We start from the raw sequence: 22,528 nt of genomic DNA on the forward strand, positions 1-22,528 counted from the left end.
CGTTGGCGTCTACAGACTGGGGCCTACCGCGCCCTGATGCCTAGCGCCAGCTTTCCGGAATCGGCTTGCGGGGCCGGATACCGAAGGTGTGACCGATGCCGATCATTAGCCACTCGATGAGTGCTGCCAATAACAGCGCTACGCAAATACCCCAGGCGATGGCCTCGGGTGCGAGCGGCACGCGGTAATCGTAGCTGCGCAGGGTTTCATCGCGGATCTCCCGGTCTGCGGCCGTGGCCACGTGCCAGGCGCGCTCATACCACGGGCCTTGCAATGCCTGCCATTCGCGTTGCAGGGCTTGCTCGCGGGTCACCAGGGCGCCCACGCTCTGGGCATCATTGCGGAATACTGGGTCCTCGCTGCTCTGGTAATGCTGCACCAGTGCACGTAGGTCGCCGTTGAAAAACTTCTGGGCAGTGTCCGTAAAGCCTTGCAGGGCTTTTTCAGCTTCAATCAGGTGCGCTTGCACCCGTTGGGTGTAATCACCGATCACACCCGGTACCTGAACCCCCACCAACAGCCCGAGGGCGAACAGTATCAACCGAAGATAGCTTCGTAGCATGGAGCGTCCTTATTCGATATGCCCTTGGGCTACACATTCGCCGCCGCGCCACAGGGCCCATTGGCCAGGGCTATAACGGTGCCAGGTTTCATTTTCGGTCAATGGCTCGGTGGCGATCACCGTGACGACATCGTCAGGGGTGGTTTCTGCGTGAAAGTCTACGATCACATCGACATCTTTGAGCCGAGCCGGGCCGAAAGGTGCCCGCCGGGTTATGTGTGCCAGCTTGGTGGAGCAGAAGGTGAACAGCCAGTCGCCGTCGCTGAGCAGGCCGTTGAACACCCCCAGCGCACGGTAGGAGGCGCAGGCCTCGATCAGCACCGGGAGCAGGCGCGCATCGATAGTGGGCTCGGGAAATGCCGTACGAACCCGATTGAGCAGGTCGCAGAAGGCTGCCTCGCTGTCCGTGTCCCCCACAGGGCGATAAAAGCCAGGCGCAGGCAGGAAGTTGCTCAACTGCCCATTATGCGCAAAACACCAGTTGCGGCCCCATAGCTCTCGCACGAACGGGTGCGTGTTGGCCAGGCACACCTTGCCGACGTTGGCCTGACGCACGTGACCAATCACTACTTCGCTTTTGATGGGGTAACGCTGCACCAGCTCCGCGACCCTGGATTCACAACTGGGGGCCGGGTCTTGGAACAGCCGTAGCCCGCGCCCTTCGTAGAAGGCAATACCCCAACCGTCACGGTGTGGGCCGGTACGCCCGCCGCGCTGAACCAGCCCGGTAAAACTGAACACGATGTCGGTGGGAACATTGGCACTCATGCCGAGCAACTCGCACATACAACGCTCCCTGGACGGCTGAAATTAGAGCCTGGGTTCAACCCGCAGGGGGCCGCCCTCGGCTGGGCGCCTGGGGCTGCCAGATGCCGGGCGGGGCTCGGCCTCAGGGCGCCCAAGGCCTGCCAATGCCTCTGACGGCAGTGGCTCGCTCGGCTGTGCTTCGCTTACCTGGGCGCGGCGCTGGGCCTGTGCCTGCGCCTCTGTGCGGCGAGCACGGGCACTGCGTTGCAACGGCCAGCGGATCAAGGCAAATACCCCGTAAAGCACCAGCGCGATAGCGAGGTACATGGCGAGGTCCGAAACCGCCCGCCAGGCGTTGTCCGCCACCTTGAAGAGCATGTCCAGCGCGGTAATGGCCAAGGCCGGAGCGTACTGGTCACGGGCAGGGTCTACGACCGTGGGCGTACACAGCGCCACTGCCATGACTACCCGCAGCGGCTCGCGCAGCCAGCGCCACAGCCATCGGGTGAGGCGAAACCACACCAGCAAACAGCCCAGGGCAGCGAAGGCATACAAGCCCCAGGCGATGTAATAGTCATTCTCGGTCATGGTGTTCGTGGCAAGGCGGCAAGGTGGCGCTTATGATAACGGCTTTTGGCGTGTGGCGCAGTGTTGACCGCCACCCCGGCACTCACTGGGTGCCGGTCACGCGCATTGATGAGGATTCAAACATGTCTGAGCCTACGCCTCCGATTGCCCGCAAGGCCCCAGGCCAAGACCCTTATGCCTGGTTGCAACACCGAGACAGCGACGAGGTGCTCGCGCACTTGCAGGCTGAGAACGCCTACCTGGAGGCGTGCATGGCCGACCAGGCCGACCTGCGCGAAGGGCTGTTCGAAGAAATCCGCAGCCGCATTCTTGAAACCGACCTGAGCCTGCCCTCGCCCTGGGGGCCGTGGCTGTATTACTCGCGGACCACTGCCGGCGATGAGTATGCACGGCACTACCGCGCGCCCCGCCCAGCAGACGGTTCATTGACCGTAGACCCGGCCGCAGAGCAATTATTGCTAGACCCGAACGTGCTCGCCGAGGGAGGCTTCTTGTCGCTGGGTGCCTTTAGCATCAGCCAGGACCATCAATGGCTGGCCTACAGCCTCGATACTCAGGGCGACGAAACCTACCAGCTGTTCGTAAAGAACCTGGCCAGTGGCGATGTCCAGCCGCTGCCATTCGAGGCCTGTAGCGGCGCCATGACGTGGGCCAACGACAACGCCACACTGTTTTTCTCGGTGCATGACGACACCCACCGCCCCTATCAGCTGCATCGCCATCGTCTGGGCGAGGCCGCCGCTACCCTGGTGTTCGAAGAAACCGACGGGCGCTTCTTCCTGCACTGCTACCGGGCCAGCTCCGAACGCCAGTTGATTCTTCACACCAACAGCAAGACCACCAGCGAAGCCTGGGTGCTGGACGCCGACACGCCCGACGGCGCCTTCGCCTGTGTGGCACCGCGACGCGAAGGTCATGACTATGACGTGGACCACGGCCAGTTGGACGGCGCCTGGGCCTGGTTTGCCCGCACCAACCGTGACGGCTTGAATTTTGCGATCTACCAGTGCGCAGACAACGGCCAGGTGCCTGAGGAAGCCCGCTGGCACCTGTTGGTAGCCCACGACCCCGCCATCATGCTGGACGGGTTCAGCCTCAATCAGGGCGCGTACGTGCTGAGCCTGCGCGAAGCCGGCCTGCCGGTGGTAAGTGTGCACCCCAGCGGCGCCGAGGCGTATCGCGTCAGCCTGCCCGACGCGGCCTACAGCCTGTACGTGCAAGACACGCTGGAGTTCGAGGGCGAGCACATACGCCTGCGCTACGAAGCCTTGAACCGGCCTGCCCAGGTGCGCCAGCTGCACCTGCCCAGCGGTGACCAGAAGGTACTCAAGCAGACACCTGTGCTCGGGGCCTTCAACGCTGATGACTACCTCAGCGAGCGGGTGTGGGCCACGGCCACGGATGGCACCCAGGTCCCTATCAGCCTGGTGCGCCATCGCAGCCATATTGGCGCGCCCATGCCGGTGTACCTGTACGGCTATGGCGCCTATGGCGAAAGCCTCGATCCGTGGTTTTCTCACGCACGGCTGAGCCTGCTCGACCGTGGTGTCGGCTTTGCCATCGCCCATGTACGCGGCGGTGGCGAACTGGGCGAGCAGTGGTACCAGGCTGGCAAGCAAGCCAACAAACCCAACACCTTCAGCGATTTCATTGCCTGCGCCGAACACTTGATACAGCGGGGCGTGACCCAGCCCGACCGCCTGGTCATCAGCGGTGGTAGCGCCGGCGGGCTGTTGATCGGCGCAGTGCTCAACCTGCGCCCTGACCTGTTCGTAGGGGCTATCGCCGAGGTGCCGTTCGTGGACGTGCTCAACACCATGCTCGACCCTGAGCTGCCGCTGACGGTGACCGAATACGACGAGTGGGGCAACCCACAAGAGCCTGACGTCTATGCACGCATCAAGGCATATGCGCCTTACGAGAACATAAGGCCGCAGCCGTACCCCCACGTGCTGGCCGTGGCTGGCTACAACGACAGCCGGGTGGCTTACTGGGAAGCGGCCAAGTGGGTAGCGCGCCTGCGCGAGGTGGGCACGGGCAAAAACCTGTTGCTGCTCAAGACCGAGCTGGGCGCAGGCCATGGCGGCATGAGTGGCCGCTACCAAGGGCTCAGGGACGTGGCGCTCGAATACAGCTTTGTATTCAAAGTGCTGCATTTGGTGTAATGACGATCACGGCATAGCGAAGATACAGACATGGCCCACTCCGCCTCACTGAACAACGAAATTCGCGGCATGCTGATGGACTGCGGCCTGTTCAATCAGCTGCACCCGGACGACTGCGGCGTTGCCGCCGGCTATTTCAGCATTGTCGCCATGGACCAAGGCACTCGCATCTTCAACGAGGGGGATGCGGGCACCTTCATGTGCATCATCCACTACGGCAATGTGTCGGTGTCCAAGACCGACGCCGAAGGCAACCAGGTGGAAATCGCCCTGCTGCGCAAAGGGCGCGCCTTTGGCGAAATGGCCGTGCTGGACGGCGAGCGGCGCTCGGCCAGTTGTGCCGCGGCCACCGACTGCCAGCTGCTCAGCCTGGGCAAGGATTCCCTGGAAAAAATGATGAACGAGGCGCCCAAGGTCGCCGCCAAGGTGATCCGCGCCTTGGCGGTGTCTTTGTCCAAACGCCTGCGCATGGCGGACGGGCAACGCCTGTCCTGAGGGCGGCGGTTACCCCTCCAGCGCAGTGGCAGGGGGTTTTTGAATGGCCGTTGGGCTCACGGCGGGCGGCTGTGGCAGCTCCACGTCGGGTAAGGGTGTGCTGGGGCTTGAAGGCGGCGCCACTGCGCCAGGGCCGCCTTGCATCGACGGCGTAGCCGGTGCCACAGCGGGCACCGGGGGCGCAGCGTCCACGGTGGCCGGGGGTTCAGTGGCGGCCTGGGCACAACTGGCCAGGGCGCAGAGCAACAGCACAAGGAATCGGGTCATGCGGCGCGGCTTCGCGTTGCGGGGGCCCGCACACGCTAGCGCTGCTTTGATGCGGTAGCAAGCGCTACGTGCTTGCCCCCGGTGGCATGGCCTTGGATAATCGCGCGCTTTACCCACAGGGGGCCGGTGGTGGCGAACAAGCGATACAGTTGCATCGGGCTACAGAACCCGAAGTCCCCCGAAAACGTAGGCTCGGTGATGCGCGCTGCAGGGTGCTATGGCGTGAACTCCGTGTTCTATACCGGCCGGCGTTACGCGCGCGCCCGAGACTTCATTACCGACACCAAGCGTGTGCACTACGACATTCCTCTGATAGGCGTGGAGGACCTGCGCGGCATTCTCCCGCTGGACTGTATTGCCGTGGCCGTCGAGCTGGTGCCTGATGCCCGCCCCTTGCCCGCCTACACTCACCCAGACCGCGCCTTGTATATCTTCGGCCCGGAAGACGGCAGCCTCGACGAAGATCTACGGCAGTGGTGTGAGGAAACCATTTATATCCCGACCCAAGGCTGCATGAACCTGGCAGCCACGGTAAACGTCGTGCTGTACGACCGGTTGGCCAAGGGAACCAACACCCGTTCAGGGCCAGGCTTCAAGTAAGTGGAACAGCCGTCGCGTTTCGGAGTCAGCTTATTGAGCCAAACCCATTACGCAACGGAGACGCCACAATGAACAAAGACCCTATCAGCGAAGTGATCGACGCCCTGCCCTCTGTCCCCTCTACTGCCGACACCAACGTACATGGATGGGAGCGCGCAGGCTCGCTGGCCGGCGGCCTGGTATTGGTCGGCAAGGGGATTCGCCGTGGCGGCCTGTTTGGCCTGATTCAGATCGCGTTGGGCGGCGTCGCGCTGACCCGTGGCTTTACCGGCCGTAGCAAGACCAAGACGCTGTTGGCCAAGGGCCGCGAAGAACTTGATGAGCTGCGTGGCACGGTAGACCGCGCCGGTGACAAGCTCAACGCGCTAAAAACCAATGCCGAAGCGGCTACGCATTCCGCTACCGTCACTGGCAACGATGCGCTGGATAGCCCGAAGGCCTAATTCGCACACCGGTGTAACCGCCTTTCGCCAACGAGCGTTGGCTCCTACCATAACCGGCAATAAGGTGAGTGTAGGAGCCAACGCCAGTTGGCGAAGTCTGAGGCGCCGCCTAGCCTGCCCTGAAAATCAGATGCTCTTCCCAGTCGTCGGGCGCTACGCTGTCTTCACTTAGCATGCGCCCAGCCTGGGATACGCGCTGCTTGTGTACCTGCTCCACGTCCCCACACACCAGGTAATGCCATAACGGCAGGTCCTTGCCTTCGCCTACCAGGCGGTACGCGCAGGTGGGTGGAAGCCAGTTGAAGGTGTGAGCCTGGTCGGGGGTAAGCTGGATGCAATCGGGCACATGGGCACGGCGGTTTGGATAATCCGAGCAGCGGCACGTGTCTCGGTCTAGCAGGCGACAGGCAATGCGGGTGTAGTACACGCTGCCGTCGTCTTCATCTTCCAGTTTCTGCAGGCAGCATAGCCCGCAGCCGTCGCACAGCGACTCCCATTCGGCGGCGTCTAGCTGGTCGAGGGTCTTGCGCATCCAGAAGGGTTCTACTTTTGCAGCCATGGGTGTTCCTGAGACGAAAGCAGGCCGATGGGACACCGGCGCAAAGCGGCGCAAGTCTAGTACCCGCCGCCATGAAGGCCAAGCCCGAACATTACTGGATTGACCGAACGGCCGTGCTTGCCAGTATTGCCTGGGTTGAGTAGCGTGCGATTTTCCCCGCCAGGACATTGCGCCATGCCCGACACCGCCCGTGTTGCCGAATACCCCGTCGCTGAACAGTTTCTGGACCGCTGGTCACCACGCGCCTTCAGCCCCCAACCTATCGATGAGCCTACGTTGCTCAGCTTCTTCGAAGCCGCACGCTGGGCGCCTTCTGCCTACAACTCACAGCCCTGGCGGTTTCTTTACGCGCGCCGGGACACGGCAGACTGGCCGCGGTTTCTAGGCCTGCTCAATGAATTCAACCGGGGCTGGGCCCAGCACGCCTCTGCGCTGGTGATCATCGTGTCGAAAACCACCTTTACCGCGCCTGGCGCCGCCGAGGAAGGACCGGCCTTGTGGCACACCTTCGACACGGGCTCGGCCTGGGCGTACTTCGCGCTCCAGGCCAGCCTGAGCGGTTGGCACACCCACGCCATGGCAGGGTTCGACCAAGCCAAGACGCGTGAAACCCTGGGCATACCCGACCTCTACGCCCTTCATGCCGCGGTGGCGGTGGGCCGGCTGGGCGACAAGGCGACACTGGCCGAGTACCTGCAGGCACGCGAAACGCCAAGCCCGCGCCGGCAGGTGAGTGAATTGGCCAAGGGTGGGGACTTTGACTTCAACTGACCTGCCGAGGGCAGTGAGGTCAGTAACCGCGGTTGAAGTCCACGAGCCCTTTCAAGGGCTCGCCCGCCTCGAAGGCCGCCAGGTTACTCAAAAACAGATCAGCCATCAGCGCCGGTGACGTGGGCGCGGCGGTATGACCTGTAATCAGCAGCCCCCACGCTGTCCAGAACGGGTGCTGCCGGGGTAACGGCTCCTGGCGGCACACATCAATCACCGCGCCGGCCAGGTGCCCTTCTTTCAACGCCTTGACCAGGTCGGCGTCTACCACCGCGCTGCCGCGACCAACATTGATGAACACTGCGTCCGGCTTGAACGCGGCAAACAGTTGGCCATCGAACAGGTCCCGGGTGGGGTGGGTATCCGGTAGCAGGTTAATCACGTAGTCAACCTGGGCCACCAGCCGTGGCAGGTCATTGAGGCCTGCAACCTCTTTGAACGGCGCCTGTTCCCGAGCAGCGGTGGCCACGCCATACACCTCTACGCCGAACAAAGACAGGTACTGGGCCACACAACGGCCGATATCCCCTACTCCGACGATCAGTGCTTTGCGCCCGGCAATACTGCCAGCGGGCCGCGTGTCCCACTGCCGCTCCACTTGACTGACGAGGCGCGACATTACCTTGCGCTCATGGCCCAGCACATAAGTGAGCACGTATTCCGCCATGACCTGACCAAAAATGCCCACCGCACGTGTGAGCTGATAATCACGGGGTAAGCCGATACCCAGCAGCGGGGTAATGCCTGCCCAGGTGGCCTGCACCCAGCGCGGGCGATGGCCTTGGCGCAGCAGGCTGGCCAGCAGGTCGGGCTGACCGAACCAGACCTCACACTCTGCGGCCTGACGCGACAGCTCGGCAGAATCGTCGCTGGTGTAAACCCGCAAGCCGGGGGCCTTGCGGTCAAGGTGGGCGGCGTAGGCAGCGAACGCCTGCTCCGCAATAAGCACACGCATGAATGAACCTTAAACGTTTGATAGGGCAACGCCAGCAGCTTAACCAGGCTTCGCAGGTAACAGGGTGAAACCTTCAAAGGGTTGCTGGCGAGGCCCGTACTGGTCACATCGGGTCGTTGCGACGCAACAACTCTTCGGGCAGGTGTTCGATGTACTCGGCTTCCGGAGGCGGCATTTGCAGGTGATAGCCTTGGCTGCTCAGGTTTTCCAGCACCTTGTGGATGTCCTCGCGGGCAAGCTCACGCTGTGCGGTCAGCACCAGGTCGAACGCATGATGCGGGGTGCCAAAGGCTGTGAGCAGGGCCTCGGGCACCCGTGACAACGCCTCGCTTTTAAGCACGTACAGGTACATCTCGTTCTTTTTGGGGCTACGGTAGATCGAGCAAATGTACTTCACGGCTGCTGGCCTCCAGCGGTCAGGGTGTCAAGCAACACCTGGCCTAAGTGCTCGCGGCGCCAACCGCGCAGGGTATCGGGAAGGCTATAGGGCCCATTGGGATAGCCGCTGCGCAACAGGGCTTCCAGCACTTTTTTGCGCAACACCAGCTCAGGGGCAATGCCCAGCTGTTCGGCATGGCCCTGGCCCACGGCGCGCAGCTGCTTGAGCACACCGGCAGCGTCTATGGGCAAAGGCTCAGGCAGGGGTTCGGGCCAATCGGCTTCAGGCATGTGCGACGCCTGCTTGATCAGCTCCAGCAAGGTCTCGCCGTCCTGGCGGACGGTACGCGGGTGCATTTCATCCACTTTAGCCAGGGCAGACAGGTTGTTCGGCTGAAAACGGGCCAGCGGCCACAGGGTTTGCTCCTTGATAACACGGTTGCGTGGCACATCGCGCAGGCGCGCCTGCTCTTCACGCCAGGCATACAGCTCACGCAGCACCGCCAACTGCCCACGGCTGAGCTTCCAGCCCAACCGCGCATCACGGTAAAGAAGACGGGGGTCAACGTCGCGGTCCCACTGCGTGGTCAGCTCGTGGCCATCGTCGATCACCCAACTGAAGCGTTCCTCACTCAACCGAGGCCTGAGTGCCTGGTACACCTGCGCCAAGTGCAGCGCGTCTTCAGCGGCATAGCTCACTTGCAGGTCAGACAGGGGCCGCTGAAGCCAATCGGAACGGGTTTCACCCTTGGGCAACTCAATGTTTAGCACCGCCTGTACCAACCGCGAATAGCCCATGCTGAACCCCAGGCCCAGGTAGGCTGCCGCTACTTGAGTATCGAACAAGGGCGTAGGCAGTTGGCCGGTGAGGCGCGAGAGTACTTCAAGGTCTTCACTGCACGCGTGCAGCACCTTGACCACCCCTGGATCTGCGAGCAAGGCGGCCAACGGGCCCCACGCCTGAATGCTCAATGGGTCGATAAGCGCTACAGTTTGGCCATCACTGACCTGCAACAGCCCAACCTTGGGGTAGAAGGTGTCTACCCGCACGAATTCGGTATCCAGCGCTATGAAGGGCAAGCCTTGCCACTGGGCACATTGCGCCGCCAGGGCTTGGTCGTCACGAATCCACTCTATCGCTATGGCCACAGGCCTCTCCTCGAACAATGCTGGCAGTATACCGTCGCCCGGCCAGCGTGTGGGAGCAGTCAGGCCGGACCAGCGATCAAGGCAGGTTTATTTTAGGGGAACGAATCCTGAGGATGAGGGGGTCGAAGGCTAGGCTAACTGTTGTATAGCGTTTTTAAACCACCAGCCGCGAGGTGAAGTGATGCCCGTAAAACACGATTTGTACGCCGACCTTGGCAAGACCAAGGAAGAACTCACCAAATTGCAAGAGAACGACAAGCGCCTCTCAAGCCTGGTCGAACAATATGAAAGCATCGACCGTGATGTGGTGGATGCAGAAGGGCGCTCAGCGGAGGACGACGAAGTCACTCAACTGAAGAAAAAGCGCGGTGCGATTAAAGAGAGGATCGTGCAGGCTATCGAAAACCCCGGTACTCAAGGCGCTGCTAAAACGTTCTAACGTTCTGATGCCGTCTTGGCCTATGCCAAGGCGGCCCCTCCCTGTATCCCTCCTTTACTGATCACATTCCCCTGTAACCGAAAGAGGCAGTGAGGTAGACCCCCTTAGCGAGCTGACGCGCCCGCTTCCCACAAAAGGGGAGTCGCCCCTTCAAGACGCGCTCTAACTAAGACTTAGGATGTGATTGCAATTTGACAGCATTCAAACAGGGTAGATCGACAATTTATTGACTTTTTTCTACAGACTTCACAAATTTTTCAGATTCCGTCAAAAAACCCATCCCAGCGTTCACATGGCCCGGTATCCTCCCTGCTACCTAGACCCATGGAGTACACGGCGTGAAGAACCAAGTGATCGCATTAGTGCTGGCTAGCCTGATGGCAGCCCCGGCATTGGCCACTGACCTCAAAGTTCGCAATGTTCGGTTGGTAGACACCGGCCACCTCACCAATATCGTCGGCACTGTGGTGAACGAGAGCGAAGATACCGTCAAAGGCGGCTACATCGACCTGGAAGTTAGCCGACAGGACAAAGTAGTCGCCCGGGAAACCGTAGAGGTACCCGACTTGGAACCTGGCCAGGCTTACCGTATCTGGCAGCCAGTACAGTACGAAGGCGCCAGTGCCAGCGCCACCGTGCGAGCACGAGACCCACAGGTGACGGTCAACGCCTCAGTGGTGCCCTTCCCTGGCACCGTGGTTGCCCAATAAGGGTTTTAGCGCTTACGCCCCGTTCAAGGCTACGATCACTCTGCCGCGTTCAAGGATGAACCACATGGGCCGCTACCTGCTTGCGCCTATACAACGCCAGGGTCGCGCTGAATCCGCATAAGGCTGCGAACATCAGCCAATAGGCGGGCGAGGCCTTATCACCCGTGGTTTGTACCAAGTAGGTCGACACCGCCGGCGTAAAGCCGCCGAACAAGGCAGTGGCCAGGCTGAAAGCCAGAGAGAAGCCGACCACCCTCACCTCCTGCGGCATCACTTCGGTCAAGGCCGCCACCATGGCGCCGTTGTACATTCCGAAGAAGAACGAAAAGTACAGCAGCACCACTAGCAAGCGCTCGAAGCTGGCGGCCTCGGCCAACCAATGCATCGCCGGGTAAGCAGTGGCAATGCACAGTACGGAAATGCCGAGCAATGAAGGCCGACGGCCCAGCCGGTCAGACACGGCGCCGCCAATTGGCAGCCAGATGAAATTGCTCAGGCCTACCAGCAGCGTCACCATCAGGCTATCGGTAGTGGTCAAATGCAGCACAGACCTGCCAAACGTTGGGGTGTAGACCGTGATCAGGTAAAACGTGGTGGTGGTCATTGAGGCCAGCAGGCCACCGGCCAGCACGGTACGCCAGTTTTGCCGCATAGACCGGAACACCTCCGAGGTGGAAGGCCGATGGGTACGCGCCTTGAACGCTTCAGTTTCTTGAAGGGACCGGCGGATCACGAAGATGAAGGGAATGATCACGCAGCCCACGAAGAAGGGTACGCGCCAGCCCCACGCGGCGATCTCGGTGGTGGTGAGCCAGGTGTTGATGCCGTACCAAAGGGCTGCGGCCAGAATGATCGCGATCTGCTGGCTAGCCGACTGCCAGCTGGTATAGAGCCCAGTACGCCCTGGCGTTGCGATCTCGGCCAGATACACTGACACGCCCCCCAGCTCTGCGCCTGCTGAAAACCCTTGCAGCAAGCGCCCTAGCAGCACCAGCGCTGGCGCAGCGACGCCGATGCTGGCATAGCCAGGCACCAGCGCAATTAATACGGTACCGCAGGCCATGATCCCCAAGGTCACGATCAAGCCTTTGCGACGCCCGACCTTGTCGATGTAGGCGCCCAGCACGATAGCCCCGAGCGGGCGCATCAAGAACCCAGAACCGAACACGGCAAAGGTCATCATCAACGAAGCGAATTCGCTGGTGCTGGGAAAGAACGTCTGAGCGATGTACGTGGCATAGAAGCCGAACAGAAAAAAATCGAACTGCTCAAGGAAGTTGCCGCTGGTCACCCGCAGGATGGCGGCAACGGTAGCGCCACGGTTGGGCGGTGAAGCTGGGTGTAGTGAAGTCATGGTTAATCAGGCACTCGCTATTGTTTTTGGAATGTGGCCTTGCAGGCTTACTCGCCGCCGGCATTGATAGGGTTAGGCTGGCGTTTTTCGATGGCGTATTTCCACAGCGCGGCGCTACGAAACACGCCATGGGCGAACTTGCTGTAGGGCATGGTCAGGAAAAACGCCATCACCAGGCCCAGGTGTACCGCCAGGGTGAACCCCAGCCAGGTGGTGTCACGGAGCGCCAGTAAAGCCAGGCCGCTGAGGCTTACGGTTAACAGCAGGGCGATGAACCCTCGGTCCATGGGGCGCTGGGCCAGGTCGCCCTGCTCGGGATTGCGCCGCAGGTTGAGCCACAGCAAACCCGTGGGGCCAATGAGCAGGCCAATCCCCCCTACTACGCCCAGCATCACCGGAAGGCTGAACAATGGGTACGGCGCCGACCACTCCAGCACGTAGTGGTACAGCGTGGCTACGCAGGTGGCGGCGAAGCACAGCATGAAGCCGTAGAAGGTCAAGTGATGAAAGCGCCGGCGCCACAGGGTGAAGCGGTCATCATGGTTGGTGCAGCCTTCGCCGTGCCCCCCACCCAGGTACCTGAGCTTGGCCGCGCTGGCACCCGCCTCAAGCGCGGCCGCCCGCTGGGTGAAGGCCGGCGCCTGTGGTGGCGTCACCTGCTGCCAGAAGCGCCGCACCCCAATCGCCAGCGCGACACCAGAGAAGGCAAACACTGCGCCGAACATCAACGCCAACGTGTTATGAGGGAAGAAACGGTAGAAATTGCCCCCCTCCACCGGCGTGAACAGGTTGCCCGCCATCCACAGCGCCAGGCACAGGCATAACGCCAGGCCGGCACCACTGGCCAGGGCCAGGGTCAGGCCATTGTGGTGATATAGCCGCCCGAGGGGCTTGGGCCAGGCGTACTCCACGTAGGTGTCCAGGCGCACCTTGGCCATGGCCTGAGGCACGTTGACAGCAAATTCATGAGGCGCGGCGTATTGGCAGGACGTCAGGCAGGCCCCGCAGTTATGGCACAGGTTCGCCAAGTAGTGGATATCCGCCTGAGCGAACTCCAGCCGCCGCGTCATCGCCGGAAACACCGCGCAGAAGCCTTCGCAATAACGGCATGCGTTGCAGATGGTCAATTGCCGTTGGGCGTCCTGCTCATGCAGGTTAAGCACTGGAATCAGCTCGCCCGGCGCCTGGGGGTCAAACAGTTGCATGCTGAGGCTCCAAGAAAGGGGTAGTGGTCGCAAAACCTGCGGCAGCGGCGGCCTGCACGCCCGCGATCCGGCCGAAGGCAGTACCGATGGCCATGCCGATGCCGGCGGTATAGCCCTTGCCAAGCACGTTGCCCGCCATCATCTCCCCGGCCACGAACAGATTAGGGCTGGCCTTGCCGTTGAAGCGCACTGCGGCGCTCTCGTCTGTGGCCAGGCCCAGGTAGGTGAAGGTCACCCCCGGTTTGAGCGGGTAGGCATAGAACGGTGGTTTGGCGATGGGCAGTGCCCAGTGGGTTTTCGCCGGGGTGAGCCCTTCGGTGTGGCAGTTGTCCAGTGCCGTGTGGTCGAACGTGCCTGCGATGCAAGCACGGTTGTACGCCTCGACCGTGGCCACAAAGGCGCCTTCAGGCAGGCCCAGTTTGCGAGCCAGCTCTGTGAGGTTACTGGCCTGAGTGCCTGGAAACACCGGTGGCATAAAGCGGCCAATGGCGTGTTGGTCGATGATCGAATACGCCTGCTGCCCAGGCTGGCCGGCGACCAGCCGCCCCCAGATCGCATAGCGCTTGGGCCAGAAATCTTCGCCCTCGTCGTAGAAGCGCTCGCCGTCACGGTTCACCACCACGCCCAGTGACACGCAGTCGATGCGCGTACAGATGCCACCGTCGTACAACGGTGCCCGGGCATCGATGGCAACCATGTGGGCCTGGGTAGGGTCGCCAATCATGTCTGCACCTGCATCGATCATCCGCCGCAGCAAGGTGCCGGTATTGAAGCGCGTGCCTCGGATCAGGAAATTATCCGATGGCCATTCGCCCCGCTCGTTCTGGCCCCAGGCCTCGCGCAGCCATTCGCGGTTGGACTCGAACCCGCCGCAGGCCAGCACACAGGTGCGGGCCTCAATGCGCTCAGCCGGGACCTGCTGGCCATCGACCTCACGGGCCGGCAGCAGGGCTGCCAGGAATTCACCGTCGCGCAGCTCAAGGTCGGTGACCATGGCGTTGTACCGCACCTCAATACCCAGGCGCTCGGCGCTACGGAAGTAGGCGTTGACCAAGGCCTTGCCGCCGCCCATGAAGAATGCATTGGTGCGGGCCACGTGCAGTGCGCCAGACAGCGGTGGCTGAAAATGCACGCCATGGCTGCGCATCCAGTCCCGGCAGCATGACGACGCTCGTATGGTCAGCCGGGCGAGGGCTTCGTTCGTCAGCCCCCCGGTGACCTTCAGCAGGTCCTGCCAGTACTCTTCTTCGGGGTATGCCTCGATCAATACATCCTGAGGCGCATCGTGCATGCAGCGCAGGTTACGCGTGTGCTGCGAATTGCCCCCTCGCCACACTTTGGGCGAGCCCTCCAGCAGCATCACGCTGGCCCCTGCCTCACGCGCCATCAATGCAGCGCACAAGGCAGCGTTGCCACCCCCTATCACTAACACATCCACCATCACCTGCTCCTCCAGGCGCTGGCTGTCATGGACACGGGCGGCCAACGCAGGCCGTAGAGTAGGTAACCGGCCGGGAGGCCGAAAGGCGCAAACAGGCGAGGGGTGTTCAGTTTTGCTAAAGGGTATGGTGCTGCTCAGGCATCGCCAATCCAGCGAGCGCCAGGCCATTGCTGCGTGATTACCAACTGCCGCGCCACGTCGGTTATCACATTACGGGTCGCCAGCGCGGCTGGGGACAGCTCGTCATCTGCCAAGGTAGCCAAGTGATTACGTCGCCCGGCGTGCGCATCCGCGATCTGCACCAGGGTTAATTCAGAGCCTCCTGACAAGCCCGCCGCCGCGCCTGGCTGAATGGTGGCGGCATGCCCTGCTCGCACGGCGTTCATCAACACGGCCAGGCCGTCCACCTCCATGACTACGTTTGGCACCACGCCTGAGCGCTCGAAGGCGGTGGTCAGGGACGCCCGCAAGCCATGCTGGGCACTGGGCAATACCAGAGGCAAGTCGCCCAGCGCCGACAATGCGATGCGCTCGCCGGTGGGCGCGCCTGCCAGGGTAGGTGCGGCAATTACGAAAAGGTTTTCGTCCAGCAACGCCGTCACGCGCCAGCGCTTACCGCTATCCAGATGAAAGAGGATAGCCATGTCCAGTTGGCGGGCATTGAGCTGGGCGGCCAGGTGCCCGGAGAGCATCTCCACGATACGCAGCTGGATATCCGGGTAGCGCTCGCGCATGGCGTTGATCAGGGGCAGCGCCAACACCGTGGCTGTAGTAGGCGGCAAGCCTACGCTGACATAGCCGCTCATGCGCCCGCGGTGGGCGGCCAGCACGGCGTTATCCGCTTGGCGCAAGGTGAGCTGGGCGTGGTGCAGGAACGCCAGCCCCGCACTGGTAGGGGTAACCCCTGTGCTGGCGCGGGTGAGCAGGCGCGTGGCCAACTCGCCTTCCAGCTTGGCGACCTGCTGGCTCAGGGCCGAGACGCCTACGTCCAGAGCCAGGGCCGCACGGCCCAGGCTACCTACCTCTACGATCTTCACGAAATAACGAAGTTGGCGCAGTTCCATTGAGGGCACCTCGGGGTCAGGCCTGCATTGTTGCATCCCCTGGCGCTACACCACCACGGCTACGCCAGCCTCGCGAGCGGGTCAGGCCCGACGCGTGGCCAGCTCTGCGCCCTGACGCAGTGCCTCAAGCAGGCTGCGCTCGTCAGCGATGCCCTTGCCAGCGATATCGAAGGCCGTGCCGTGGTCCACCGACGTACGAATCACCTCCAGCCCAACGGTCACGTTTACGCCAGACTCCAGCCCAAGTACCTTCACAGGGCCGTGGCCTTGGTCGTGGTACATGGCAACGACCAGGTCGAAATCGCCCCGCCCGGCGCGGAAGAACAAGGTATCGGCTGGCAATGGGCCGGTAACGTCCAAGCCTTGCTCCTGCAACACCTTCACGGCAGGGATGATTTTCTCTTCTTCTTCACCGTAGCCAAACAGGCCGTTTTCGCCGGCATGGGGGTTGATGCCGCACACCCCGATACGCGGCTTGGCGATACCTGCCTTGATCAAGGTGGCGTTGCCGCGCTCGATGGTGCGCTGTACCAGGCCCGGCTCGATCTTGCGGATGGCGTCAATGATGCCCATGTGAGTAGTAACGTGGATCACGCGCAGCTGTGGCGCCACCAGCATCATCGACACCTCTTCCACGTGGGTCAGGTGCGCCAGCATCTCGGTATGGCCCGGGTACTTGTGTCCGCCCGCATGCAGCGCTTCCTTGTTCAGTGGCGCGGTGCAAATGGCATCGATCTGCTTGGCCTCGGCCAACTCTACCGCCCGTGCGATGTAGCGGTACGCGGCGTTCCCGGCAACCGGCGATAACTGGCCGAACGGCAGGTCGTCTGGAATCAGGTCCAGGTCGATACAGTCGATGGTGCCAGGCTCATACAAGGCCTGATCGGCCTCGGTGATGCGGCGAATCTTCGCGCTACCCTTGACGATGACATTGGCCTGTTCCAGGCGCCGGGCATCGCCGATCACCAGTGGCCGGCACTGTTGGTACACGCTGTCGTGGGTCAGGCTCTTTACGATGACTTCCGGACCCACGCCTGCGGCGTCGCCCATCGTGATGCCGATAACCGGAAGGTAATTGCTCATGAATGTTCACCCTGTTGCACAGAAAGAGAGACAGCGCCGCTGGCCGGGGTCACCGGTTCAACGACATTGCGTAAATGGAGCCATGAGGCGTACAGCGCATGATCGGTCCCAAAGGCGCCTGCCTTGGTGATCACGCCTGGCTGATGGCCTTCATGGCAAGAGACCGGGGACCCTAAGGCCACGCCCGCTTCGATTTCACAGCGCAGCGCCAAGCCGCCGATACCCACCGCGCCCAACATGGCCCGCGCCGTTTCGCCACCGGTGGCAACCAGCCCACCCACACGAGGGAAGTGCGGGCGCACCAGTTCAGCCAGGGCGTTGGAGAGCAGTGCCCCTTCGGCCGCATCGAAGGCCTCGTCGCGACCAATGCGCAGAAGTACATCTTCTTTGCGGCCAAGGCATTCGCCAATACGTTGTTGCCACTGCGCCCACTGTGGGTGGCGTTCGCCCTGGCGCAGCACGGCAGGCTCAACCATCAACTCCTGAATACCCGAACGCGCCTTGAGCAGTGAACATTGCCGTTCTGACACGGCCGACAAGCTACCCACCAGCACTAGAACAGGGCTGTGCGTAGGCGGTGCAGTGGCTTCAACAGGTGTGACGGTCGCCAGTACCTCTGGCAGCAACGCAATTTCTCTCGCAAGCCCACCAGAACCCACCCAAAACAGCTGCTCGCCCAGTGGCGCGGTCACTTGCGCCAGGGTACGCAGGTCGTCAGTGGTCTCGGCATCAACGATCACCGCCTGGCAATCGCCTTTGACGAGGCTGGCGATGTGCGCGGTCAGCGCCTGCAGACCGCCACGCAGTAGCGTCAACGGCAATTTGCACACGCGCAAACCTGCCGATTCAAGCATTGCATCCAGGTCGGCGCAGTGGTCAGCGTGTTCAAGCTTCCAGGTGTCCGTGGTTTCCAAAGCCTGGCCGTTCACCAACACCTTGCCTTTCAGGGTGGTACGGCCAGTGGCTGGGAAGGCTGGCGCAACGATTGCCAGCCCGGCCAAGGGCTGCAACGCAGCCACTTCCGCCGCCCAATTGCCACGTAAGGTGGAGTCGATCTTTTTGTACAGGCGCCGCTCGCCCTCAAGTAACCCCTGGCACACCTCGATTGCCCTCTGGGCTGCTTCTTCGCAAGACAGCCGTCGAGTATCGGTGTCGATGGCGATCACCTGGGCATCGCCCGTGTCTTGGGCAGCGTCCAATGCCACCACGGTACGTAGCCCGTTACTGGCGAACGCGATGGCGCAGTCTGCGGCCCCTGACAAATCGTCCGCGATGATCAGCAAACTCATCGGATTATCTCCCGCTCTGGCACCGTTCCCGCCGCTGGCAAGCCATGACGGGCGTTGTACCGCTTGGCCACCATCGAAGTGACCACCGGCGACAGCACCGCCGTGACCACCACACAGGCAGCCACCAATAACGTCGCCGTGGTCGCCGCCTCGGTGTATACCGGGTTGGCAGCTGCCACCAGCGCAGGCACTGCGGCGGCGTTACCTGCCGTATTGGCCGCCGCCACCCCGGCTACACCAGTACCCCCAGACAGCCGGTCGGTGAGGAACAGCGGAATACCCGTCACCACCACAACCGCCACGCCCAGGCCGATGCCTAGCAGGCCCGCTTGCCATACCTTATGCAGGTCGAGACTGGCACCCAGCGCCAAAGCAAAGAAGGGGATCATCACCGGTACCGCCTTGGCGAGAAAGTCGCGCATTTCCCGGTCCAGGTTGCCCAGCAGCATGCCCAGCAGTAGCGGCAGGATCGCCCCCACCAAGGTCGGCCAGGGGAACGCAGCCAAGCCCGCCACCCCTAGCGTAATCATGGTCAGGAATGGCCCGGATTCCAGTGACATCACTGAGTAAGCACCTACGTCTTCAGACCGGCCGTACTGGCCCATCAGCGCCATGTACAGGCCACCGTTGGTGTCGTTCAAGGCCGCGACCACCGCCAGGGTCGAAATCCCGGCAAAAACACCCGAGCTGATTGGCTGCTCTCCCAGGAAGTGCCCCATCACCAAGCCAATCACCATGGCAGTGCCGACCTTGGTGGCAAACAGCACCCCACCCTTTTTCAGCAGATACGGGGTGGCTTTCACATCGATACTGGCGCCCATGCACACATAGAACACGGCCAGGATAGGCAAGGACCCGGTGAACAGGGCGTTGGTGAACGAGCCAAAGAACTTCGGCATGTCAGGCAAAAAGGTGGCAACCAACGAACCGATCAGCAAGGGCACGATCATCATCCCGCCGGGGACGCGTTCAATGCTGCGCTTTATAGGAATCTGCACCACGGGCACTCCTTATTTTTATGGATGTGGTCGACGACCACTGGCAGTAGCCTGATCAAAACGATCAAGGTACTGATCGATTCAGTCATATAAAAGATGTTATTCGCAAATTTTGCGCATAACAATCATTTTATTGTTCGCATCGATACCTCGTTGTGCCTGCAACGCGCCACCCCATGTAAAGCGCACCATCGCCCCTCAAGTTTTTCCGCTCAGTGGTCGATAGCCCAAGTACCACCCTCCCATTCACTGGTAACCCCCATGTTCAACTCACGGCTAAAAAAGGACGTTTTGGATTTGCAACAGGAGCTCGCCACCCTGCGGGCGTTGCAGACGGGGCTTGCCAGTGAATTGCTGGTCGTGACGCTCGACCGCGCCATGCGCATCACGAGCGTCAATGCGAAGTTCTGCCGATTCGTCGAAACGGACGAAAACAAGCTTGTTGGCGGGCTGATCTCGGACATCGTCCCGCCTTACGTCAAAGACCTGCCCTGCTTCAAGAACTTCCATGTAGCCCTGACCAATGGCACCACGACCCAGGACGATTACCGGTTCCTGAAACCTGATGGCAAGCTGGCCTGGCTACGCGGCGCCTGGTTCCCCACCAAGGATGCCAGTGGGCAGGTGACCCACATGACCTGCTACGGCTCGGACGTGACCAAAGCCATGGACACAGCCAAGGAAAACGAAGCCCTGATACAAGCGCTGTTGCGCTCCACGGCCGTGATCGAATTCGACCTCAACGGCAAGGTGCTGACAGCGAATGAGCATTTCCTGAAGGCGGTGGGCTATTCGTTACAGCAAATCGTGGGCAAGCACCACAGCATGTTCTGTGAATCGTCCTACACCAGCTCACCGGCGTACCGCAGCTTCTGGGAAACCCTGAACCGAGGCGGCTTCATGGCGGACCGGTTCAAGCGCATCGACAGCATGGGCCGCGAACTGTGGCTGGAAGCCACCTACAACCCCGTGCATGACACTCAAGGCAAGCTGTACAAGATCGTGAAGTTCGCCACGCTGATTACCGATCAGATTCAGCGCGAGCAGGAAGTAAGCGCCGCCGCAGGCACGGCTTACGACATCTCTCAACAGACCGACGTGTCCGCCAACCGAGGCGCGCAGGTGGTACACGAAACCGTTGCCACCATGAAAAGCATCGCCGAGCAGATGTCGTCGGCGGCTACGGGCATCGGTGCGCTTGGTGAGCAGTCGCTGCTGATCAGTTCGATCGTTCAAACCATCGGCGGCATCGCCCAGCAAACCAACCTGCTGGCCCTAAACGCCGCCATCGAAGCGGCCCGTGCCGGCGAACAGGGCCGAGGCTTTGCGGTGGTGGCTGATGAAGTGCGTCAACTGGCAGGACGTACCAGCGCAGCGACGGAAGAAATCGTGGCCGTGGTGCAGAAAAACCAGGCCTTAGTGGATGACGCCGTGACTCATATTGGCGGCAGCCGGGCCAAGGCCGAGCAGGGGCTCGAACTGGCCACGCAGGCCGGTGCGGTGATCGTCGAGATCCAGAACGGCGCACGCAAGGTGGTGGGTGCGGTCGAGCAGTTCGCCAAGCAACTGTAACCCGCGCTGCCAGCGTTCAGGCCTGAGCCCTGGATGCTTGGGGCGTACGTGCCTCGGTGACGAAACGGATGAACTCCTGCGACGGGATGGCTTTGCAATACAGCCACCCCTGCACGTAGTCCACGCCCTGCCCTTTCAGGTAAGCCGCCTGTTCCTGCGTCTCCACGCCCTCGGCAACGATCGCCAGATCAAGGGTTTTCGCCATGGCGATGATGTGGGTAATGACGGAGCTTGAAGCCGATGACAGGCCAATGGTGTCTACAAAAGCTTTGTCGATCTTGAGCACATTGATCGGCAGGTCCTGCAGGTATTGCAGGCTGGAATACCCCGTGCCGAAGTCATCGATTGCCACGCTGAAGCCCAGGCCTTGTGCCTTCTGAAGGCAACTGCTGGCCGAATCGACATCCATGAACCCCCGCTCGGTCGCCTCCAGCCAGATCTGGTGGTGGTCGATGGGGCTACGCCGGAGGGCCGCTTCGATGACGGGCATGAAACGGCCGGTTTTGATGTCGTCGGCGCACAGGTTGATCGCGATGTGCAAGTCGCGGCGCTGCTCCAAAACCTCGCCTAGATCTCGTACCACCGCCTCGATCACTTGGTCGGTGATCGCCAGGATAAGCCCGCTGTCTTCGGCCAACGGAATGAACTGGTCAGGCGACACCATGCTGCCATCTGGGCGCACCCATCGCACCAAGGCCTCGGCCCCTACACAGGCACCCGAACCCAGCGCCATGATGGGCTGGTAAAACACCACGAACTCGCGCTGCGCTACGGCTATCTTGAGCTCGGACAAGGGTGACTGCCTTTTTTGCAGCAGCCTGGTCACCAAGGCGGCGATGAACAGCCCAAGGATCACGCCGATAGGCAGCATCCATACCAGCTCTTGGCGAAAACTGGTGCCCAATGCGCTGGTGGGCTCGACTACAACGGCCGTCCAGTCACCCTCTCTCGCAGTGGCATAAAGGTAACCGCCCTCTTCGCCCTGAGGTTCGGAGAGGCGATCGAACTGTAGCGCCGTACGCCTAACCCGCAGGCTGCTGACCACGGTGCCTTTATAGAGCACGCCCAAGTGCAGGCGTTCATCAAGTATCACATCGGACAAGCGACTGGTATTGATCACTACGCTATACGCACCGCGCCTGAGCAGGGTCAGGGGGTCAACGCCCGGTATCGGCGACACCGCCCGCAGGGTAAGTTCGAAACCGCCGTCCAGCGGGCCGTCGGCCTTTACGTCATTGTTGTCACCGGTATCCACGCCCCACGAACTGCACTGGGCTTCGCTACCCTGATAACGGACCTCCTCCACCGAGCGGGTGTTAAGGGTGACTCGCCGCATCGCCATCAGGTGCTCCGGTGAGCACAAGGTGCCGTTCCAGGCGCTCAGCGAGTTGATCGCGGTACGCCCCTGCTCCAGTGAAATCATTACGTTCTTCAGGGCGCGGTGGGAGAACGCGAGCAAATGCGACTGCTCATTGGCCAGCGCCCTGGACCAGGACACATACGCCATCAACCCCACCGGCACCACAGCCCCGAATACCCCGAGCAGGGCTGCTATCGCGATAATTTTAGACCTGGCCAACCGCTCGCTCCTTGAGGCGTCACCCGCGTGAGCCCATGTTGTTTCCTTGTGTAGCGCTAGGAATAACACGGCAGTTATTAACAGTGAACTAAATGTGCTGAAAGGCCCACTGACGCTC

At 61.7% G+C, this 22,528-nt stretch carries 23 protein-coding genes and 2 pseudogenes; 9 read left to right on the top strand and 16 right to left on the bottom strand.

The window, feature by feature from the left end; translation table 11 throughout:
• Positions 1-40 precede the first annotated feature (40 nt).
• The 3 genes from AC4LE2_RS14615 to AC4LE2_RS14625 are packed head-to-tail and all read right to left on the bottom strand — an operon-like array spanning position 41 to position 1,897.
• Complete coding sequence (locus AC4LE2_RS14615; RefSeq protein WP_491826447.1) at positions 41-562, bottom strand: DUF2937 family protein; 522 nt, start codon at positions 560-562, stop codon at positions 41-43.
• Positions 563-571: 9 nt separating this feature from the next.
• On the bottom strand, positions 572-1,348 hold the full coding sequence (locus tag AC4LE2_RS14620) for a class II glutamine amidotransferase (RefSeq protein ID WP_491826448.1): 777 nt from the start codon (positions 1,346-1,348) through the stop codon (positions 572-574).
• A 24-nt stretch (positions 1,349-1,372) separates the two neighbouring features.
• Positions 1,373-1,897 carry an MFS transporter gene (locus tag AC4LE2_RS14625; RefSeq protein WP_491826449.1) on the bottom strand — a complete coding sequence of 175 codons (525 nt, stop codon included), beginning with the start codon at positions 1,895-1,897 and terminating at the stop codon, positions 1,373-1,375.
• Between the two features lie 122 nt (positions 1,898-2,019).
• Between AC4LE2_RS14625 and AC4LE2_RS14630 the strand changes: the two genes are divergently transcribed.
• Both AC4LE2_RS14630 and AC4LE2_RS14635 read left to right on the top strand, forming a co-directional pair.
• A complete protein-coding gene (locus AC4LE2_RS14630) occupies positions 2,020-4,062 on the top strand; it encodes a S9 family peptidase (protein ID WP_491828144.1) in 2,043 nt (680 codons plus the stop codon).
• Between the two features lie 30 nt (positions 4,063-4,092).
• Positions 4,093-4,557: a Crp/Fnr family transcriptional regulator gene (locus tag AC4LE2_RS14635; protein ID WP_491826450.1), complete on the top strand. Its 465-nt coding sequence runs from the start codon at positions 4,093-4,095 to the stop codon at positions 4,555-4,557.
• Positions 4,558-4,566: 9 nt separating this feature from the next.
• On the opposite strand, the gene AC4LE2_RS14640 is transcribed toward AC4LE2_RS14635, so the two are convergent.
• A complete protein-coding gene (locus AC4LE2_RS14640; protein ID WP_491826451.1) occupies positions 4,567-4,824 on the bottom strand; it encodes a hypothetical protein in 258 nt (85 codons plus the stop codon).
• 129 nt (positions 4,825-4,953) lie between these two features.
• Here AC4LE2_RS14640 and AC4LE2_RS14645 point away from each other — a divergent pair, with 129 nt between their 5' ends.
• Both AC4LE2_RS14645 and AC4LE2_RS14650 read left to right on the top strand, forming a co-directional pair.
• Positions 4,954-5,424 carry an RNA methyltransferase gene (locus AC4LE2_RS14645; RefSeq protein ID WP_491826452.1) on the top strand — a complete coding sequence of 157 codons (471 nt, stop codon included), beginning with the start codon at positions 4,954-4,956 and terminating at the stop codon, positions 5,422-5,424.
• 68 nt (positions 5,425-5,492) lie between these two features.
• Positions 5,493-5,867, top strand: a complete 375-nt coding sequence (locus tag AC4LE2_RS14650; protein ID WP_491826453.1) for a DUF2892 domain-containing protein — start codon at positions 5,493-5,495, stop codon at positions 5,865-5,867.
• Between the two features lie 109 nt (positions 5,868-5,976).
• Here the strand turns inward: AC4LE2_RS14650 and AC4LE2_RS14655 are convergent, their stop codons facing one another.
• Positions 5,977-6,426, bottom strand: a complete 450-nt coding sequence (locus AC4LE2_RS14655) for a YcgN family cysteine cluster protein (RefSeq protein WP_491826454.1) — start codon at positions 6,424-6,426, stop codon at positions 5,977-5,979.
• Positions 6,427-6,600: 174 nt separating this feature from the next.
• Here AC4LE2_RS14655 and AC4LE2_RS14660 point away from each other — a divergent pair, with 174 nt between their 5' ends.
• Complete coding sequence (locus AC4LE2_RS14660) at positions 6,601-7,197, top strand: nitroreductase family protein (RefSeq protein WP_491826455.1); 597 nt, start codon at positions 6,601-6,603, stop codon at positions 7,195-7,197.
• Between the two features lie 19 nt (positions 7,198-7,216).
• On the opposite strand, the gene AC4LE2_RS14665 is transcribed toward AC4LE2_RS14660, so the two are convergent.
• The 3 genes from AC4LE2_RS14665 to rnd form a co-directional block, all read right to left on the bottom strand.
• Positions 7,217-8,149 (bottom strand): D-2-hydroxyacid dehydrogenase, encoded by a 933-nt coding sequence (locus AC4LE2_RS14665; protein ID WP_491826456.1) that lies wholly within the window; start codon positions 8,147-8,149, stop codon positions 7,217-7,219.
• Positions 8,150-8,252: 103 nt separating this feature from the next.
• Entirely contained in the window at positions 8,253-8,546 is a 294-nt protein-coding gene (locus AC4LE2_RS14670; protein ID WP_491826457.1) for a YcgL domain-containing protein, read from the bottom strand.
• On the bottom strand, positions 8,543-9,676 hold the full coding sequence (gene rnd, locus AC4LE2_RS14675) for a ribonuclease D (protein WP_491826458.1): 1,134 nt from the start codon (positions 9,674-9,676) through the stop codon (positions 8,543-8,545). The genes AC4LE2_RS14670 and rnd overlap by 4 nt, the downstream gene beginning before the upstream one ends.
• Before the next feature lie 181 nt (positions 9,677-9,857).
• On the opposite strand from rnd, the gene AC4LE2_RS14680 reads away from it, so the two are divergent.
• The gene (locus AC4LE2_RS14680) at positions 9,858-10,115 is read left to right on the top strand and encodes an HP1242/YdcH family protein (RefSeq protein WP_491826459.1); all 258 of its coding nucleotides are present in this window, start codon (positions 9,858-9,860) and stop codon (positions 10,113-10,115) included.
• A gap of 338 nt (positions 10,116-10,453) precedes the next feature.
• Positions 10,454-10,825 (top strand): hypothetical protein, encoded by a 372-nt coding sequence (locus AC4LE2_RS14685; RefSeq protein WP_491826460.1) that lies wholly within the window; start codon positions 10,454-10,456, stop codon positions 10,823-10,825.
• Between the two features lie 49 nt (positions 10,826-10,874).
• Here the strand turns inward: AC4LE2_RS14685 and AC4LE2_RS14690 are convergent, their stop codons facing one another.
• The 7 genes from AC4LE2_RS14690 to AC4LE2_RS14720 form a co-directional block, all read right to left on the bottom strand.
• Positions 10,875-12,179, bottom strand: coding sequence for an MFS transporter (locus AC4LE2_RS14690; RefSeq protein WP_491826461.1), 1,305 nt, complete (start codon positions 12,177-12,179; stop codon positions 10,875-10,877).
• A 47-nt stretch (positions 12,180-12,226) separates the two neighbouring features.
• The gene (gene tcuB / locus AC4LE2_RS14695; RefSeq protein WP_491826462.1) at positions 12,227-13,384 is read right to left on the bottom strand and encodes a tricarballylate utilization 4Fe-4S protein TcuB; all 1,158 of its coding nucleotides are present in this window, start codon (positions 13,382-13,384) and stop codon (positions 12,227-12,229) included.
• Positions 13,371-14,825 (bottom strand): FAD-dependent tricarballylate dehydrogenase TcuA, encoded by a 1,455-nt coding sequence (gene tcuA, locus AC4LE2_RS14700; protein WP_491828145.1) that lies wholly within the window; start codon positions 14,823-14,825, stop codon positions 13,371-13,373. The genes tcuB and tcuA overlap by 14 nt, the downstream gene beginning before the upstream one ends.
• Positions 14,826-14,959: 134 nt before the next feature.
• Positions 14,960-15,889: a LysR family transcriptional regulator gene (locus AC4LE2_RS14705; protein ID WP_491826463.1), complete on the bottom strand. Its 930-nt coding sequence runs from the start codon at positions 15,887-15,889 to the stop codon at positions 14,960-14,962.
• Between the two features lie 81 nt (positions 15,890-15,970).
• A complete protein-coding gene (gene pdxA / locus AC4LE2_RS14710; RefSeq protein WP_491826464.1) occupies positions 15,971-16,972 on the bottom strand; it encodes a 4-hydroxythreonine-4-phosphate dehydrogenase PdxA in 1,002 nt (333 codons plus the stop codon).
• Positions 16,969-18,261, bottom strand: coding sequence for a four-carbon acid sugar kinase family protein (locus AC4LE2_RS14715; protein WP_491826465.1), 1,293 nt, complete (start codon positions 18,259-18,261; stop codon positions 16,969-16,971). The genes pdxA and AC4LE2_RS14715 overlap by 4 nt, the downstream gene beginning before the upstream one ends.
• Complete coding sequence (locus AC4LE2_RS14720) at positions 18,258-19,259, bottom strand: 2-keto-3-deoxygluconate permease (RefSeq protein ID WP_491826466.1); 1,002 nt, start codon at positions 19,257-19,259, stop codon at positions 18,258-18,260. Before AC4LE2_RS14720 ends, AC4LE2_RS14715 begins: the two co-directional genes overlap by 4 nt.
• Positions 19,260-19,520: 261 nt before the next feature.
• On the opposite strand from AC4LE2_RS14720, the pseudogene AC4LE2_RS14725 reads away from it, so the two are divergent.
• Positions 19,521-20,297 (top strand): annotated as a pseudogene (locus AC4LE2_RS14725) (PAS domain-containing protein); the annotation flags it as partial.
• 99 nt (positions 20,298-20,396) lie between these two features.
• Positions 20,397-20,831 (top strand): annotated as a pseudogene (locus tag AC4LE2_RS14730) (methyl-accepting chemotaxis protein); the annotation flags it as partial.
• A gap of 16 nt (positions 20,832-20,847) precedes the next feature.
• Here AC4LE2_RS14730 and AC4LE2_RS14735 read toward each other — a convergent pair.
• Entirely contained in the window at positions 20,848-22,410 is a 1,563-nt protein-coding gene (locus AC4LE2_RS14735; protein WP_491826467.1) for an EAL domain-containing protein, read from the bottom strand.
• Between the last annotated feature and the right edge of the window lie 118 nt (positions 22,411-22,528).

This window comes from Pseudomonas sp. 9.3L, from assembly GCF_058536285.1.